The organism is Streptomyces sp. NPDC050806, from assembly GCF_055586425.1.
On the sequence record NZ_JBVJIF010000002.1, the window covers coordinates 378,196 to 391,887 of the forward strand.

Annotated in this window: 11 protein-coding genes; 7 read left to right on the plus strand and 4 right to left on the minus strand. The window is 71.4% G+C overall.

Going from position 1 to position 13,692, the window contains the following annotated elements:
• Positions 1-63: 63 nt before the first annotated feature.
• On the minus strand, positions 64-1,293 hold the full coding sequence (locus tag ACZ6WH_RS07170) for a DUF349 domain-containing protein (protein WP_361562201.1): 1,230 nt from the start codon (positions 1,291-1,293) through the stop codon (positions 64-66).
• Between the two features lie 231 nt (positions 1,294-1,524).
• Positions 1,525-2,346 (minus strand): peptidylprolyl isomerase, encoded by an 822-nt coding sequence (locus ACZ6WH_RS07175; RefSeq protein WP_469726646.1) that lies wholly within the window; start codon positions 2,344-2,346, stop codon positions 1,525-1,527.
• 181 nt (positions 2,347-2,527) lie between these two features.
• Between ACZ6WH_RS07175 and ACZ6WH_RS07180 the strand changes: the two genes are divergently transcribed.
• The 5 genes from ACZ6WH_RS07180 to ACZ6WH_RS07200 all read left to right on the plus strand — a co-directional run bounded on the left by ACZ6WH_RS07180 (position 2,528) and on the right by ACZ6WH_RS07200 (position 9,096).
• A complete protein-coding gene (locus tag ACZ6WH_RS07180) occupies positions 2,528-3,244 on the plus strand; it encodes an MBL fold metallo-hydrolase (RefSeq protein ID WP_432851828.1) in 717 nt (238 codons plus the stop codon).
• Positions 3,245-3,255: 11 nt separating this feature from the next.
• Positions 3,256-4,521 (plus strand): histidine--tRNA ligase, encoded by a 1,266-nt coding sequence (gene hisS / locus ACZ6WH_RS07185; RefSeq protein ID WP_469726648.1) that lies wholly within the window; start codon positions 3,256-3,258, stop codon positions 4,519-4,521.
• A gap of 181 nt (positions 4,522-4,702) precedes the next feature.
• Positions 4,703-5,350, plus strand: coding sequence for a vitamin K epoxide reductase family protein (locus ACZ6WH_RS07190; RefSeq protein WP_432851824.1), 648 nt, complete (start codon positions 4,703-4,705; stop codon positions 5,348-5,350).
• 41 nt (positions 5,351-5,391) lie between these two features.
• Positions 5,392-6,759 (plus strand): replication-associated recombination protein A, encoded by a 1,368-nt coding sequence (locus tag ACZ6WH_RS07195; protein ID WP_432851822.1) that lies wholly within the window; start codon positions 5,392-5,394, stop codon positions 6,757-6,759.
• Between the two features lie 114 nt (positions 6,760-6,873).
• Positions 6,874-9,096 (plus strand): NADP-dependent isocitrate dehydrogenase, encoded by a 2,223-nt coding sequence (locus tag ACZ6WH_RS07200; protein ID WP_432851821.1) that lies wholly within the window; start codon positions 6,874-6,876, stop codon positions 9,094-9,096.
• Positions 9,097-9,228: 132 nt separating this feature from the next.
• On the opposite strand, the gene ACZ6WH_RS07205 is transcribed toward ACZ6WH_RS07200, so the two are convergent.
• Positions 9,229-9,981 carry a DUF2470 domain-containing protein gene (locus ACZ6WH_RS07205; RefSeq protein ID WP_432851819.1) on the minus strand — a complete coding sequence of 251 codons (753 nt, stop codon included), beginning with the start codon at positions 9,979-9,981 and terminating at the stop codon, positions 9,229-9,231.
• A 188-nt stretch (positions 9,982-10,169) separates the two neighbouring features.
• Here ACZ6WH_RS07205 and rpsD point away from each other — a divergent pair, with 188 nt between their 5' ends.
• Positions 10,170-10,781: a 30S ribosomal protein S4 gene (rpsD, locus tag ACZ6WH_RS07210; RefSeq protein WP_052868130.1), complete on the plus strand. Its 612-nt coding sequence runs from the start codon at positions 10,170-10,172 to the stop codon at positions 10,779-10,781.
• 80 nt (positions 10,782-10,861) lie between these two features.
• Here rpsD and ACZ6WH_RS07215 read toward each other — a convergent pair whose 3' ends face one another.
• A complete protein-coding gene (locus tag ACZ6WH_RS07215) occupies positions 10,862-13,045 on the minus strand; it encodes an ATP-binding protein (protein ID WP_469726651.1) in 2,184 nt (727 codons plus the stop codon).
• Between the two features lie 209 nt (positions 13,046-13,254).
• On the opposite strand from ACZ6WH_RS07215, the gene ACZ6WH_RS07220 reads away from it, so the two are divergent.
• Positions 13,255-13,689, plus strand: a complete 435-nt coding sequence (locus tag ACZ6WH_RS07220; RefSeq protein WP_432851815.1) for a DUF948 domain-containing protein — start codon at positions 13,255-13,257, stop codon at positions 13,687-13,689.
• Positions 13,690-13,692: the final 3 nt, after the last annotated feature.

Consider the following 13,692-nt stretch of genomic DNA (forward strand, 5'->3'; position numbering starts at 1 on the left):
ACGCACGGAGGGCCCCGGTACGGTCTCGTACCGGGGCCCTCCGTGCGTGCGTTCCGCCCGGCGTCAGCCGCCGAACTCCTGGAGGCCCTTCTGGGCCTGGTCCAGCAGGGCCTGGCGGCCCTCCAGCTCACGGGCGAGCTTGTCGGCCTTGGCGTCGTTGCCCGCCGCACGGGCCGTGTCGATCTGCTTCTGGAGCTTGTCGACGGCGTCCTGGAGCTGGCCGGTCAGCCCCGCGGCACGCGCCCGCGCCTCGGGGTTGGTCCGCCGCCACTCGGCCTCCTCGGCCTCCTGGATGGCGCGCTCGACGGCGTGCATCCGGCCCTCGATCTTCGGGCGGGCGTCCCGCGGCACGTGGCCGACGGCCTCCCACCGCTCGTTGATCGAACGGAACGCGGCCCGCGCGGCCTTGAGGTCCGAGACCGGGAGCAGCTTCTCGGCCTCGACGGCCAGCTCCTCCTTGCGGGTGAGGTTCTCCCGCTGCTCGGCGTCCCGCTCCGCGAAGACCTCGCTGCGGGCCTGGAAGAAGACGTCCTGGGCGCCGCGGAAGCGGTTCCACAGGTCGTCCTCGTGCTCGCGCTGGGCGCGGCCCGCGGCCTTCCACTCCTGCATCAGCTCGCGGTACCGGGCGGCGGTGGGGCCCCAGTCCGTGGAGTTCGACAGCGCCTCGGCGTCCGCGACCAGCTTCTCCTTGGTCTGCCGGGCCTGCTCGCGCTGGGCGTCCAGCGACGCGAAATGCGCCTTGCGCCGCTTGGAGAACGCCGACCGGGCGTGCGAGAAGCGGTGCCACAGCTCGTCGTCGGACTTGCGGTCCAGGCGCGGCAGCCCCTTCCAGGTGTCGACCAGGGCACGGAGCCGCTCGCCGGCCGCCCGCCACTGCTCGCTCGCCGCCAGCTCCTCGGCCTCGGCGACCAGCTTCTCCTTCGCCGTCCTGGCCTCGTCCGCCTGCCGGGCCTTGGCCACCTTGCGCTCCTCGCGGCGGGCCTCGACCGTCTGCACGAGCGCGTCCAGGCGCTTGCGCAGGGCGTCCAGGTCACCCACCGCGTGGTGCTCGTCCACCTGCTGGCGCAGGTGGTCGATGGCGGTCATGGCGTCCTTGGCCGACAGGTCGGTGGTCTTGACCCGTCGTTCGAGGAGGCCGATCTCGACGACCAGGCCCTCATACTTGCGCTCGAAGTAGGCGAGGGCCTCCTCGGGAGATCCCGCCTGCCACGATCCGACGACCTGCTCGCCGTCGGCGGTACGCACGTACACGGTCCCCGTCTCATCGACGCGGCCCCATGGGTCGCTGCTCACAGCGCCTCCTCCACATGATGCCGGCGGGACGCGGAGGCCCCGGGCATCGTCCACAGTTTCTGTCCGGCGGGACTGCGCCCCGGCCGGTCCGACGGACTGTTCTTGCGGGTGAAGGTGGCAGCCGTCGGAGCAGGCACCCTACCCAACGCCAATCTAGGCGACCGGCGGCCCGGCTGTCCGCATCCCGCACGACCGAAATTCCGTGGTCCAGGCAAGGATGGCCGGAGTACGTCAGGTCTTCGTGACGCGGGCGCGGTCGATGACGACGGTGGCGTTCGGCGCGGTGTTGCGGGTCTGCGGGTCGGCGGTGGAGCCGGCCTTCGCGATCTTCTTCAGGACGTCCATCCCCTGAGTGATGGTGCCGAACGGCGTGTAATTGGGCGGCAGCTCGCTGTCCTGGAAGACCAGGAAGAACTGGCTGCCGCCGGTGTCCCGGGTCTTCTCGCTCTGCCCGTCGTACCGGTTGGCCATCGCGACCGTGCCGGCCGGGTAGACGTTGCCCTTGAGCCGCGAGTCCTTCAGGTTCTCGTCCGGGATGGTGTAGCCGGGGGTGCCCTGGCCGGTGCCGGTGGGGTCGCCGCACTGGAGGACGTGGAGGCCGTCGTCGACCAGGCGGTGGCACTTGCTGTGGTCGAAGTACTTCTCGCCCGCCAGGAAGTCGAACGAGTTGACCGTGTGCGGGGCCTTCTTCGCGTCCAGCTTCAGGGTGATGTCGCCGCAGGTGGTGGCGAGCTTCGCGGTGTACGAAGCGGCGGTGTCCACCGTCAGCTTCGGCTCCTTCTTCCACTGCTTCTCGGACGGCTCGCCCTTGGCGGGCGCGGCGCACGGGTCCTTCGGCCGGTCGGCCGCCGCGTTCGCGTCGTTCCCGTTGTCCGCGCCGACCAGGCCCGCCGTGGCGTACACCGTCGCGCCGGCGGCCAGCACCACCGCGAGTGCCGACGCGACGACGACGTTGCGGCGCTTGGTCTTCCGCCGGTTCTCGACCCGCCTGCGGGCCTGACGCTCGTACTTCTGGCGCGCGAGCTGCTTGCGCCGCTGATCCCCCTTGACCACCAGGCCGTCTCCTTGGTCTGTGTGCTCTGCCGTGGCCGTACCGTATACGGGTTCGCTCCTGCGGGAGTCCCGCCGGTAGGCTCTGAACAGCAGAGATCTTGCAGCATGTTTCTGTGAGATCCGCCAGGGCCGCATGCCGGGGCCCGCCAGGATCTGTCCGCCGGACGATAGAAGGACGAACGTGCTGATTGCCGGGTTCCCCGCCGGGGCCTGGGGCACCAATTGCTACTTGGTCGCCCCCGCCGCGGGTGAGGAGTGCGTGATCATCGATCCGGGCCACCAGGCCACGGAAGGCGTCGAGGAGGCGGTCAGGAAGCATCGCCTCAAGCCCGTCGCCGTCGTCCTCACCCACGGCCACATCGACCACGTCGCCTCGGTGGTCCCGGTCTGCGGCGCGCACGACGTCCCCGCCTGGATCCACCCCGAGGACCGCTACATGATGAGCGACCCGGAGAAGGCGCTGGGCCGCTCCATCGGGCAGCAGCTGATGGGCGAGCTGACCATCGGTGAGCCGGACGACGTCAAGGAGCTGGCCGACGGGGGCACGCTGTCGCTCGCCGGGATGGAGTTCTCCGTCGCGCACGCGCCGGGCCATACCAAGGGGTCGGTGACCTTCAGGATGCCCGAGCAGGCCGACATCCCGCCGGTCTTCTTCTCGGGCGACCTGCTTTTCGCCGGCTCCATCGGACGTACCGACATGCCCGGCGGCTCCCACGCCGAGATCCTCCGGTCGCTGGAGCGCGTATGCCTCCCGCTGGACGACTCGACCGTGGTGCTGTCAGGACACGGCCCCCAGACCACCATCGGCCAGGAACGCGCCACCAACCCCTTCCTGCGGGAAGTGGCCGCCGGCCTCGGAACGGGCCCCCAGAGCCCGGCTCCGCGACGAGGAATGTGACGAAAGCTTCCGTGAGCACCTTCAAGGCCCCCAAGGGCACCTACGACCTGATCCCGCCGCAGTCCGCGACCTACCTGGCGGTCCGTGACGCGATCTCCGGGCCCCTCAAGCGGTCCGGCTACGGCTACATCGAGACGCCCGGCTTCGAGAACGTCGAGCTGTTCGCGCGCGGCGTCGGCGAGTCCACCGACATCGTCACCAAGGAGATGTACGCCTTCGAGACCAAGGGCGGCGACAAGCTCGCGCTGCGCCCCGAGGGCACCGCCTCCGTGCTGCGCGCCGCGCTGGAGGCCAACCTCCACAAGTCCGGCAACCTTCCCGTCAAGCTCTGGTACAGCGGTTCGTACTACCGCTACGAGCGCCCGCAGAAGGGCCGCTACCGGCACTTCTCGCAGGTCGGCGCGGAGGCCATCGGCGCCGAGGACCCGGCGCTGGACGCCGAGCTGATCATCCTGGCGAACGACGCGTACCGCTCGCTGGGCCTGCGGAACTTCCGCATCCTGCTGAACAGCCTCGGCGACCAGGAGTGCCGCCCCGCCTACCGGGCCGCGCTGCAGGACTTCCTGCGCGCCCTGGACCTGGACGAGGAAACCCGCCGCCGGATCGAGATCAACCCGCTGCGGGTCCTGGACGACAAGCGCCCGGACGTGCAGAAGCAGCTGACCGGCGCGCCCCTGCTGCGCGACCACCTCTGCGAGAACTGCAAGGCGTACCACGAGCAGGTGCGCGAGCTGCTGACCGCGGCGGGCGTGGCCTACGAGGACGACCCCAAGCTGGTGCGCGGCCTGGACTACTACACCCGTACCACCTTCGAGTTCGTCCACGACGGGCTGGGCTCGCAGTCCGCTGTGGGCGGCGGCGGCCGGTACGACGGCCTGTCGGAGATGATCGGCGGCCCCGCGCTGCCGTCCGTCGGCTGGGCGCTCGGCGTGGACCGTACGGTCCTGGCGCTGGAGGCCGAGGGCGTGGAGCTGGAGATCCCGGCCAGCACCGCCGTCTTCGCCGTGCCGCTGGGCGAGGAGGCCCGCCGGGTGCTCTTCGGCACGGTCACCGAGCTGCGCCGGGCCGGTCTCGCGACCGACTTCGCGTACGGCGGCAAGGGCCTGAAGAACGCCATGAAGTCCGCCAACCGTTCGGGCGCGCGGCTGGCGATCGTGGCCGGCGAGCGGGATCTGGCCGAGGGCGTGGTCCAGCTCAAGGACCTGGAGAGCGGCGAGCAGGCCCCGGTCGCGCTGGACGCGGTGGTCGAGGAGGTCCGGCGGAAGCTGGACAGCTGACCCCTCGTTTTTCTGTGCGAAGGGCCCGGGACCGAATGGTCGCCGGGCCCTTCGTCATGGGCCGGAAGGGCGTTCGCCGGCGTTCGGTTTTATGCGCAGCGAACGGTGCCCGGTGCACCGGTTGGGGCACAATGTGAGGCTCGAACGGGCGGATTCACCAAGGGACCGACGGAACGGCGATATGACGACGACTACGCTTGATGACGTGTCCACCACCGACCACGGCCGTACGGACGGCGACGGCACCATCGGAGCGGGTCGCCCCTTCGCGCTGCTCCTGGTGATCACCAGCGCGCTCGGTCTCCTTGCCGCCTGGGTCATCACCCTCGACAAGTTCAAGCTGCTGGAGGACCCGACCTTCAAGCCGGCCTGCAGCATCAACCCGATCATCTCCTGCGGCAACATCATGAAGAGCGCGCAGGCCGGGGTCTTCGGCTTCCCGAACCCGATGGCGGGGCTCGTCGGCTTCGGCGTCGTCATGGCGATCGGCATGGCCGTGCTCGCCGGTGCCCGCTTCAAGGCCTGGTACTGGATCGGCCTGAACATCGGCACGCTGCTCGGCACGGTCTTCTGCATGTGGCTGATGAGCCAGTCGCTGTACGTCATCAACTCGCTGTGCCTGTGGTGCACGCTCACCTGGCTCGTGACGATCCTGATGTTCTGGTACACGACCGTGCACAACATCAAGCACGGCATCATCAAGGCGCCCGCGGGCCTGCGCAACGCGGTCCTGGAGTTCCACTGGGTCGTCCCGGTGCTCTGGTACGGCGTGATCGCGCTGCTCGTCCTCACGCGCTGGTGGACGCAGTACTGGAGCACGCTGCTCTAGGCGGCGGCCGCGTTGTCAGTACGGTGAATTAAGGTCGAAGCGTGGAGCCCGACCTGTTCACCGCCGCTGCCGAAGACCGCCAGGAGAAGGACCCCGCGGGGTCCCCGCTCGCCGTACGGATGCGTCCGCGCACCCTGGACGAGGTGGTCGGCCAGCAGCATCTGCTGAAGCCCGGATCGCCGCTGCGGCGGCTGGTGGGCGAGGGGGAGGGCGGCCCGGCGGGGCCGTCCTCGGTGTTCCTGTGGGGCCCGCCCGGCATCGGCAAGACCACCCTCGCGTACGTCGTCAGCCAGGCGACCAACAAGCGCTTCGTGGAGCTCTCCGCGATCACCGCGGGGGTGAAGGAGGTGCGGTCCGTCATCGACGGCGCCCGCCGCGCCTCCGGCGGGTACGGCAAGGAGACCGTCCTCTTCCTGGACGAGATCCACCGCTTCAGCAAGGCCCAGCAGGACTCGCTGCTCCCGGCGGTGGAGAACCGCTGGGTCACGCTCATCGCCGCGACCACCGAGAACCCGTACTTCTCGGTGATCTCCCCGCTGCTCTCCCGCTCGCTGCTCCTCACGCTGGAGCCGCTGACCGACGACGACCTGCGCGGTCTGCTGAAGCGCGCGCTGACGGACGCGCGGGGGCTGGCGGGCGCGGTGACGCTGCCCGAGGACACCGAGGCGCATCTGCTGCGGATCGCGGGCGGGGACGCGCGCCGGGCGCTGACGGCCCTGGAGGCCGGCGCCGGCTCGGCGATCTCCAAGGGGGAGAAGGAGATCTCCCTCCAGACGCTGGAGGAGTCCGTCGACCGGGCGGCCGTGAAGTACGACCGGGCCGGTGACCAGCACTACGACGTGGCCAGCGCGCTGATCAAGTCCATCCGCGGCTCGGACGTGGACGCGGCGCTGCACTATCTGGCCCGGATGATCGAGGCGGGCGAGGACCCGCGGTTCATCGCCCGGCGGCTGATGATCTCCGCGAGCGAGGACATCGGGCTGGCCGACCCCTCGGCGCTGCAGACGGCGGTGGCCGCCGCGCAGGCCGTCGCGATGATCGGCTTTCCCGAGGCCCGGATCACGCTGGGCCAGGCGACCATCGCGCTGGCGCTCGCGCCCAAGTCCAACGCGGCTTACCTGGCCATCGACGCGGCGCTGGCGGACGTGCGCGCCGGGCTCGCGGGGCCGGTGCCGCCGCATCTGCGCGACAGCCACTACCAGGGCGCGAAGAAGCTCGGCCACGGCAAGGGATACCAGTACCCGCACGACCTCCCCGGCGGCATCGCGGCCCAGCAGTACGCGCCGGACGAGGTGCACGGCAAGCGGTACTACACCCCCACGCGGTACGGCTCCGAGGCGCGGTACTACGACGTGGTGGAGCGGGTGCGCGGCAGGCTGGCGGGGGAGGCGGGGCCGGCGGGGGAGTGAGGCAGGTGCGGAAGGGCGCCTTCCGTCGCCGCACGGGCAGGGCCCTGTCGAGAGGGGGCCCGTCACGAGATATCTTGATGTCGAGCAATGTTGCAGACGTGGAGCGGAGCACCGGTGACTGACTCGACCATCATCTATACGCACACCGACGAGGCCCCGGCCCTGGCGACGTATTCCTTCATGCCGGTGATCGAGGCCTACGCCTCGACTGCCGGTGTCGCCGTGGAGAGCCGTGACATCTCGCTGGCGGGCCGGATCATCGCCAGCTTCCCCGAGCGTCTTCGGGAGGACCAGCGCATCGACGACGCGCTGGCCGAGCTCGGCGAGCTGGCGAAGACGCCCGAGGCGAACATCATCAAGCTGCCGAACATCTCGGCCTCGATCCCGCAGCTCAAGGCGGCCGTCGCCGAGCTGCAGGAGCAGGGTTACGCGCTGCCGGACTACCCGGACGACCCGAAGACCGACGAGGAGCGCGACATCCGCGCCCGCTACGACAAGGTCAAGGGCTCGGCCGTCAACCCGGTCCTGCGCGAGGGCAACTCCGACCGCCGCGCCCCCGCGTCGGTCAAGAACTACGCCAAGGCCAACCCGCACCGCATGGGCGCCTGGACCGCCGACTCCAAGACGAACGTCGCGCACATGACCGGCGACGACTTCCGCTCCACCGAGAAGTCCGTCGTCATCGCCGAGGACGGCGCGCTGAAGATCGAGCTGGTCGGCGACGACGGCTCCACCACCGTGCTGCGCGAGTCGGTGCCGGTCCTGGCGGGCGAGGTCGTGGACGCCTCCGTCATGCGCGTCGGCGCGCTGCGCGAGTTCCTCAAGGAGCAGGTCGCCCGCGCCAAGGCCGAGGGCGTGCTGTTCTCGGTGCACCTCAAGGCCACGATGATGAAGGTCTCGGACCCGATCATCTTCGGCCACGTGGTGCGCGCCTTCTTCCCGAAGACCTTCGCGAAGTACGCGGACGTGCTCGCCGGTGCGGGCCTGACGCCGAACGACGGTCTCGGCGGCATCTGGAAGGGCCTGGAGGCGCTGCCCCAGGGCGAGGAGATCAAGGCCTCCTTCGACGCCGAGCTCGCCGAGGGCCCGGACCTGGCGATGGTCGACTCCCACCGCGGCATCACCAACCTGCACGTCCCCAGCGACGTCATCGTCGACGCCTCCATGCCGGCCATGATCCGCACCTCCGGCCACATGTGGAACAAGGACGACCAGGAGCAGGACGCCCTCGCGGTCATCCCGGACAGCTCGTACGCCGGCATCTACCAGGCCGTCATCGACGACTGCCGGGCGAACGGCGCGTACGACCCCTCGACCATGGGCTCGGTGCCGAACGTCGGCCTGATGGCGCAGAAGGCCGAGGAGTACGGCAGCCACGACAAGACCTTCGAGGTGCCCGCCACCGGCACCGTGCGGGTCGTCGACGGCAACGGCACCGCGCTGCTGGAGCAGACGGTCAGCGCCGGCGACATCTTCCGCGCCTGCCAGACCAAGGACGTGCCGATCCGCGACTGGGTCAAGCTGGCCGTCACCCGCGCCCGCGCGACCGGCGACCCGGCCGTGTTCTGGCTGGACGAGGGCCGTGCGCACGACGCGAACCTCATCGCCAAGGTCAAGCAGTACCTCCCGGAGCACGACACCGAGGGCCTGCAGATCGAGATCATGTCCCCGGTCGAGGCCACGAAGTTCTCGGTGGAGCGCATCCGCCGCGGCGAGAACACCATCTCGGTGACCGGCAACGTGCTGCGTGACTACCTCACCGACCTGTTCCCGATCCTGGAGCTCGGCACGAGCGCCAAGATGCTCTCGGTCGTGCCGCTCATCAACGGCGGCGGTCTCTTCGAGACCGGTGCCGGCGGCTCCGCGCCCAAGCACGTCCAGCAGCTGGTCAAGGAGAACTACCTGCGCTGGGACAGCCTGGGTGAGTTCCTCGCGCTCGCGGTGAGCTTCGAGCACCTGGCGCAGAAGACGGACAACGCGCGCGCCCAGATCCTCGCGGACACCCTGGACCGCGCCACCGGCACGTTCCTGGCCGAGAACAAGTCGCCCAGCCGCAAGCTGGGCGGTATCGACAACCGCGGCAGCCACTTCTACCTGGCCCTGTACTGGGCCCAGGAGCTGGCCAAGCAGACCGACGACGCGCCGCTCGCGGAGGCATTCGCGGCCCTGGCCGCGACGCTGGCCGAGCAGGAGCAGACGATCGTCGACGAGCTGATCGCCGTCCAGGGCAAGCCGGCCGACATCGGCGGCTACTACCAGCCCGACTCGGCGAAGGCCGCGGCCGTCATGCGCCCGTCCGGCACGCTGAACAAGGCCCTCGCCGCGCTCAGCGCCTGACGCGCCCCGGCGGCCCGCCGCCGTAAGCGCACCGCCCCTCCCGGCTTCGTGCCGGGAGGGGCGGTTCTTTCTGCGGGGCGCGGCGCCGCGCGGACGCGGTGACCGGGACGGCGCCGTTGCCGTCGCGGGCACTCACGCCGCGGCGTCGAAGAGGTGGTGCATAGCCCGCCGGAGCTCCATCAGGTCCCGTACGGGCGTGGGGAAGTCGAAGCGGGCGTCAAAGGTCTGCGTCTCGGGGTCGGAGAAGCGGACCCGCAGGCCGAAGCGGTCCAGCGCCACGGGGACGACGGAGCCGCGCGCCGCGCAGATCTGCTCGGCCCGATCGCCCAGCAGCCCGCACAGGTCGCGTACCTGCTCGCCGTGGGCGGTGTGCAGGTGCTGCAGGAGCTCGGCCTCGTGGCCCGCCACGGGGTCCGGAGCGGCCTGTGCGAACTCCTCGGGCTCGACGGAGTCGGCGCCCCACAGATCGTCCACAGTGGCCTCGCCGACCTCCAGGCGGAGCATCATCCACGGGGCGCGCTGGACGGCGCCGGGGACCGGGTCGGGGCGCAGTGCCTCGCCGATGCCCAGCAGCTCCCCGACGGGGTGCCGCTCGGCGAGCAGCCGGGCGGCCCGGGCCCGGTCCTCGCCGCGTACCGGGGTGAGCCAGCCGGCCACCCAGGCCCGTCCGCGGATGCGATGGGGCACCGAAACGGGTGCGACATCCGTGAGTTCCATCACTGCGGTGACGTCGTCGTCCTGGGCGTGCGCGGCGGCGCGAGCGGCCGCCGAGTCCCCAGGAACCAGGATTAGCACGTCTCCTGAGCTGTCGACGGTTCTGCAGGTGGGCGCGGCGAAACCGGCTTCGTCGAGATCGTGGACTCCGGGAATGGTCAGCGACGCCATAGCATGGGAATCCACGAGGGTTCGCACACGCTCGGCGGCGGTTGGCTGCTGGGCGTCTTCCGTGGGACGCGGCTGACCCGCCTCTGTGCTCTGGTCTGCACTGGGCAGGGGGTTCCCAGGTCGAAACATGCGGTCTCCTCGCGCTGCTAAGGTAAGCCTCACCTAACTTACATGGAGGTCCGTTCCACGTGAACCAGTCGCGTCCCAAGGTCAAGAAGTCCCGCGCGCTCGGCATCGCCCTGACGCCGAAGGCCGTCAAGTACTTCGAGGCCCGTCCCTACCCGCCCGGCGAGCACGGCCGTGGCCGCAAGCAGAACAGTGACTACAAGGTCCGCCTGCTGGAGAAGCAGCGTCTGCGTGCGCAGTACGACATCAGCGAGCGCCAGATGGTGCGCGCCTACGACCGCGCTCGGAAGGTCGACAGCAAGACAGGCGAAGCGCTGATCATCGAGCTTGAGCGCCGTCTGGACGCGCTCGTCCTGCGTTCGGGTCTCGCCCGGACGATCTACCAGGCCCGCCAGATGGTGGTCCACGGCCACATCTCGGTGAACGACCGCAAGGTCGACAAGCCGTCCTTCCGCGTCCGCCCCGGCGACGTGGTGATGGTCCGCGAGCGCAGCCGCGAGAAGCACCCCTTCCAGGTTGCCCGTGAGGGTGGCTACGCCGGCGAGGGCGAGACCCCCCGCTACCTGGAGGTCAACCTCCAGGCCCTGGCGTTCCGCCTGGACCGGGACCCCAACCGCAAGGAGATCCCGGTCATCTGCGACGAGCAGCTGGTCGTCGAGTACTACGCCCGCTGAGCGAGCCCCGTACTCCGCGCGCCGGGCGGATCCCGCCCGGCAGTGCACGGGCAGCGCGCCGCACTGCGGCGTGCCGCCCCTCAGCCCGCCGTCTCCCCGCCGTTCACGGCCGGTGAGACGGCGGGCTCGCCCGTTCCCGGGGCCGTGCCGCCGCCCGCGGATCCGCGCGGCCGCGGAAGGCCGCCCAGCACCCGCGTGACGGCCGCGTCCAGGTCCAGCGCCCCGCCCCGCCGCACGGCCGCCTCGTACCCCGCGTCCCCCAGCTGCTCACGGGCCAGCCGCGCGCACAGCTCGTGCGGCCGGTTGAAGCTCCGGGAACCGAACAGCTGCGGTCCGACCGCGGGCCAGATCCCCGCCGCGACGCCCTGCAGCACCGCCGCCTCCGCCGCGTCCCCCTCGTCCACCGTGACCAGCGCCAGCAGCTCCACCGCCAGCACCGCGCCCAGCAGGTCGTGGAAGGCGTGGTCGATCACCAGGCACTCGGTCAGCAGCTGCCGGGCGCCCGCCAGGTCCCGCCGCGTCCAGGCCGCGTAGGCCAGCACGTACAGCGCGTACGCCCGGGCCCAGCGCTCGCCGTGGTCCGCGCAGACCTCGCGCACCTCGACGCACAGCTCCTCCGCCGTCGCCAGGTCGCCGCCGAAGGCCACCGCCATCGCCAGCTCGACCTGCGCCATCAGCACGTTGCTGTTCAGCTCGCCGGCCTCCCGGTAGGCGGTCAGCGCCGCCCGCAGCAGCGTCTCGGCGCGCGGCACGTCGTCCCCGGTCAGCGCCAGGCAGCCCAGCCGGTGCTGCGCGTACGCGGCGGCCCGTGCGTTGCCCGCGTACCGCGCCTCCGCCCGGCACTGCTCCAGCGCGCGCCGGGCGCCGGCCGGATCGCCCTGGAGGACCGCGACGTAACCGGTCACCCAGAGCGCCTTCAGCCGCGCGTCGTGATGGTCGGCGGGCATGGCCAGGGACCGCTCCAGCCAGTGCCGCCCCTCCGAGAGCCGGCCGCAGCCGACCCAGAAGAACCACAGCGTCCCGGCCAGGAACTGCCCCAGGTACGCCTCCTCCGGCACCTCCAGGCTGTGCTCCAGCGCCAGCCGTACGTTGGGCAGCTCCACGTCGATCCGGGCGGCCACCTCGTCCTGGCGCGGCCCGAACCAGTCCAGCTCGCACCAGGTGGCCAGGCCCACGTACCAGTCGCGGTGCCGGCGCCGCAGCCGCTCGGTGTCGTCCAGCGCCGCCAGCCAGTCGGCGCCGTAGGCCCGTACGGTGTCCAGCATCCGGTACCGCACCCCGGCCCGGGTCTCCTCGCGGACCACCACCGACTGCGCGACCAGCTCGGACAGCACGTCCATCAGGTCCTCGGCGGGCAGGTCGCGCCCCGAGCACACGTACTCGGCCGCCTCCAGGTCGAACTGCCCGCCGAACACCGACAGCCGCGCCCACAGCAGCCGCTCCTCGGGCGAGCACAGCTCGTGGCTCCAGCCGATGGCCGTGCGCAGGGTCTGGTGGCGGGGGAGGGCCACGGGGTCGGTCCCGGTCAGCAGCCGGAAGCGGTCGTCCAGGCGGTGCACCACCTGCTGGACGGAGAGCACCCGCAGCCGGCCGGCGGCCAGCTCCAGGGCCAGCGGGATGCCGTCGAGCCGGTGGCACAGCTCGGCCACCGCTGCACTGTTCGACCCGTCGACGGTGAACCCGGCGACGACGCAGCCCGCCCGGTCGGCGAACAGCTCCCCGGCGTCCGCGTCGGGCAGCGGCAGCAGCGGAAGGTTCCGCTCGCCCGGCAGGCCCAGCGGGCGCCGCCCCGCGGCCAGCACCCGGAGGTCCGGGGCCCGGCGCAGCAGCCGCGCCACCAGCGGCGCGCACGCGTCCACCAGGTGCTCGTAGCCGTCCAGGACCAGCAGCAGCTCGCGGCCGGCGAGGTCGTCGCAGAGCGCGTCCCGGGTCGGACGGCCGCTGTGGTCGGCCAGCTCCAGCGCCTCGGCGACGGCGTGGTCCAGGAGGTGCGGCTCCCGCACGTCGGACAGTTCGATCAGCCACACCCCGTCGCGGAAGCGGTCCCCGAGCGCCCGGCCCGCCTGCGTGGCGAGCCGTGTCTTGCCGACCCCGCCCATCCCCGTGAGCGCCACCAGCCGCGCGTCGGTCACCATTCCGGTCAGTGCGGCCAGTTCGTCCACCCGTCCGACGAACCGGTTCAGTTCCGCGGGCAGATTGCCCGGGCCCGGCAGACGGACGCGGTGGTCTCGGAAGGCGGGATCCGGTCCCCGGGAGCGTCGCATGGCACACGGAGCGTACTCGGCGGTGTGCGGACCGTACAATCGCGCCGCGTCGGCCCCGGCGCGCGGTCCGCCGCGGCGCCGCTGCCCCCGGAACCGGCCGTGGCACACGGGAACACGGTGCGGACGGGGAGCCCCGGCGCGATAGGGTCGACACCTGCCGATCGAGCAGGACGAGACAAGCAGAGAACCAGTCGGAAAGTGGTGTGAGCGTGTCCGGTGGAGAGGTGGCCGGGATCCTCGTGGCCGTCTTCTGGGCGATCCTCGTGTCGTTCCTCGCCCTCGTGCTGGTGAGGCTCGCGCAGACGCTGAGGGCGACGACGAAGATGGTCTCCGAGGTGTCCGAGAAGGCCGTGCCGCTGCTCGCCGACGCGTCCGAGACCGTCCGCTCCGCGCACACCCAGCTCGCCCGCGTCGACGCGATCACCTCCGACGTGCAAGAGGTCACGGCCAACGCCTCCGCGCTCTCCTCGACCGTCTCCTCCGCCTTCGGCGGGCCGCTGGTCAAGGTCGCGGCGTTCGGCTACGGCGTCCGCCGTGCGATCGGCCGGAAAGGCGCGCCCGCGCCCGAGCCCCCCGTCGTCGTCGGCCGCACCCTGCCAGCCGCCCGCCGCAGCGGGCGCCGCAACCGCCGTACCAAGGACTGATCA

Bases quoted from the DNA above. Each gene is read 5' to 3' on its own strand.
- ACZ6WH_RS07190 (WP_432851824.1), top strand. From the start codon at position 4,703: ATGACGACGACTACGCTTGATGACGTGTCCACCACCGACCACGGCCGT.
- ACZ6WH_RS07205 (WP_432851819.1), bottom strand. From the start codon at position 9,981: ATGGCGTCGCTGACCATTCCCGGAGTCCACGATCTCGACGAAGCCGGT.
- ACZ6WH_RS07215 (WP_469726651.1), bottom strand. From the start codon at position 13,045: ATGCGACGCTCCCGGGGACCGGATCCCGCCTTCCGAGACCACCGCGTC.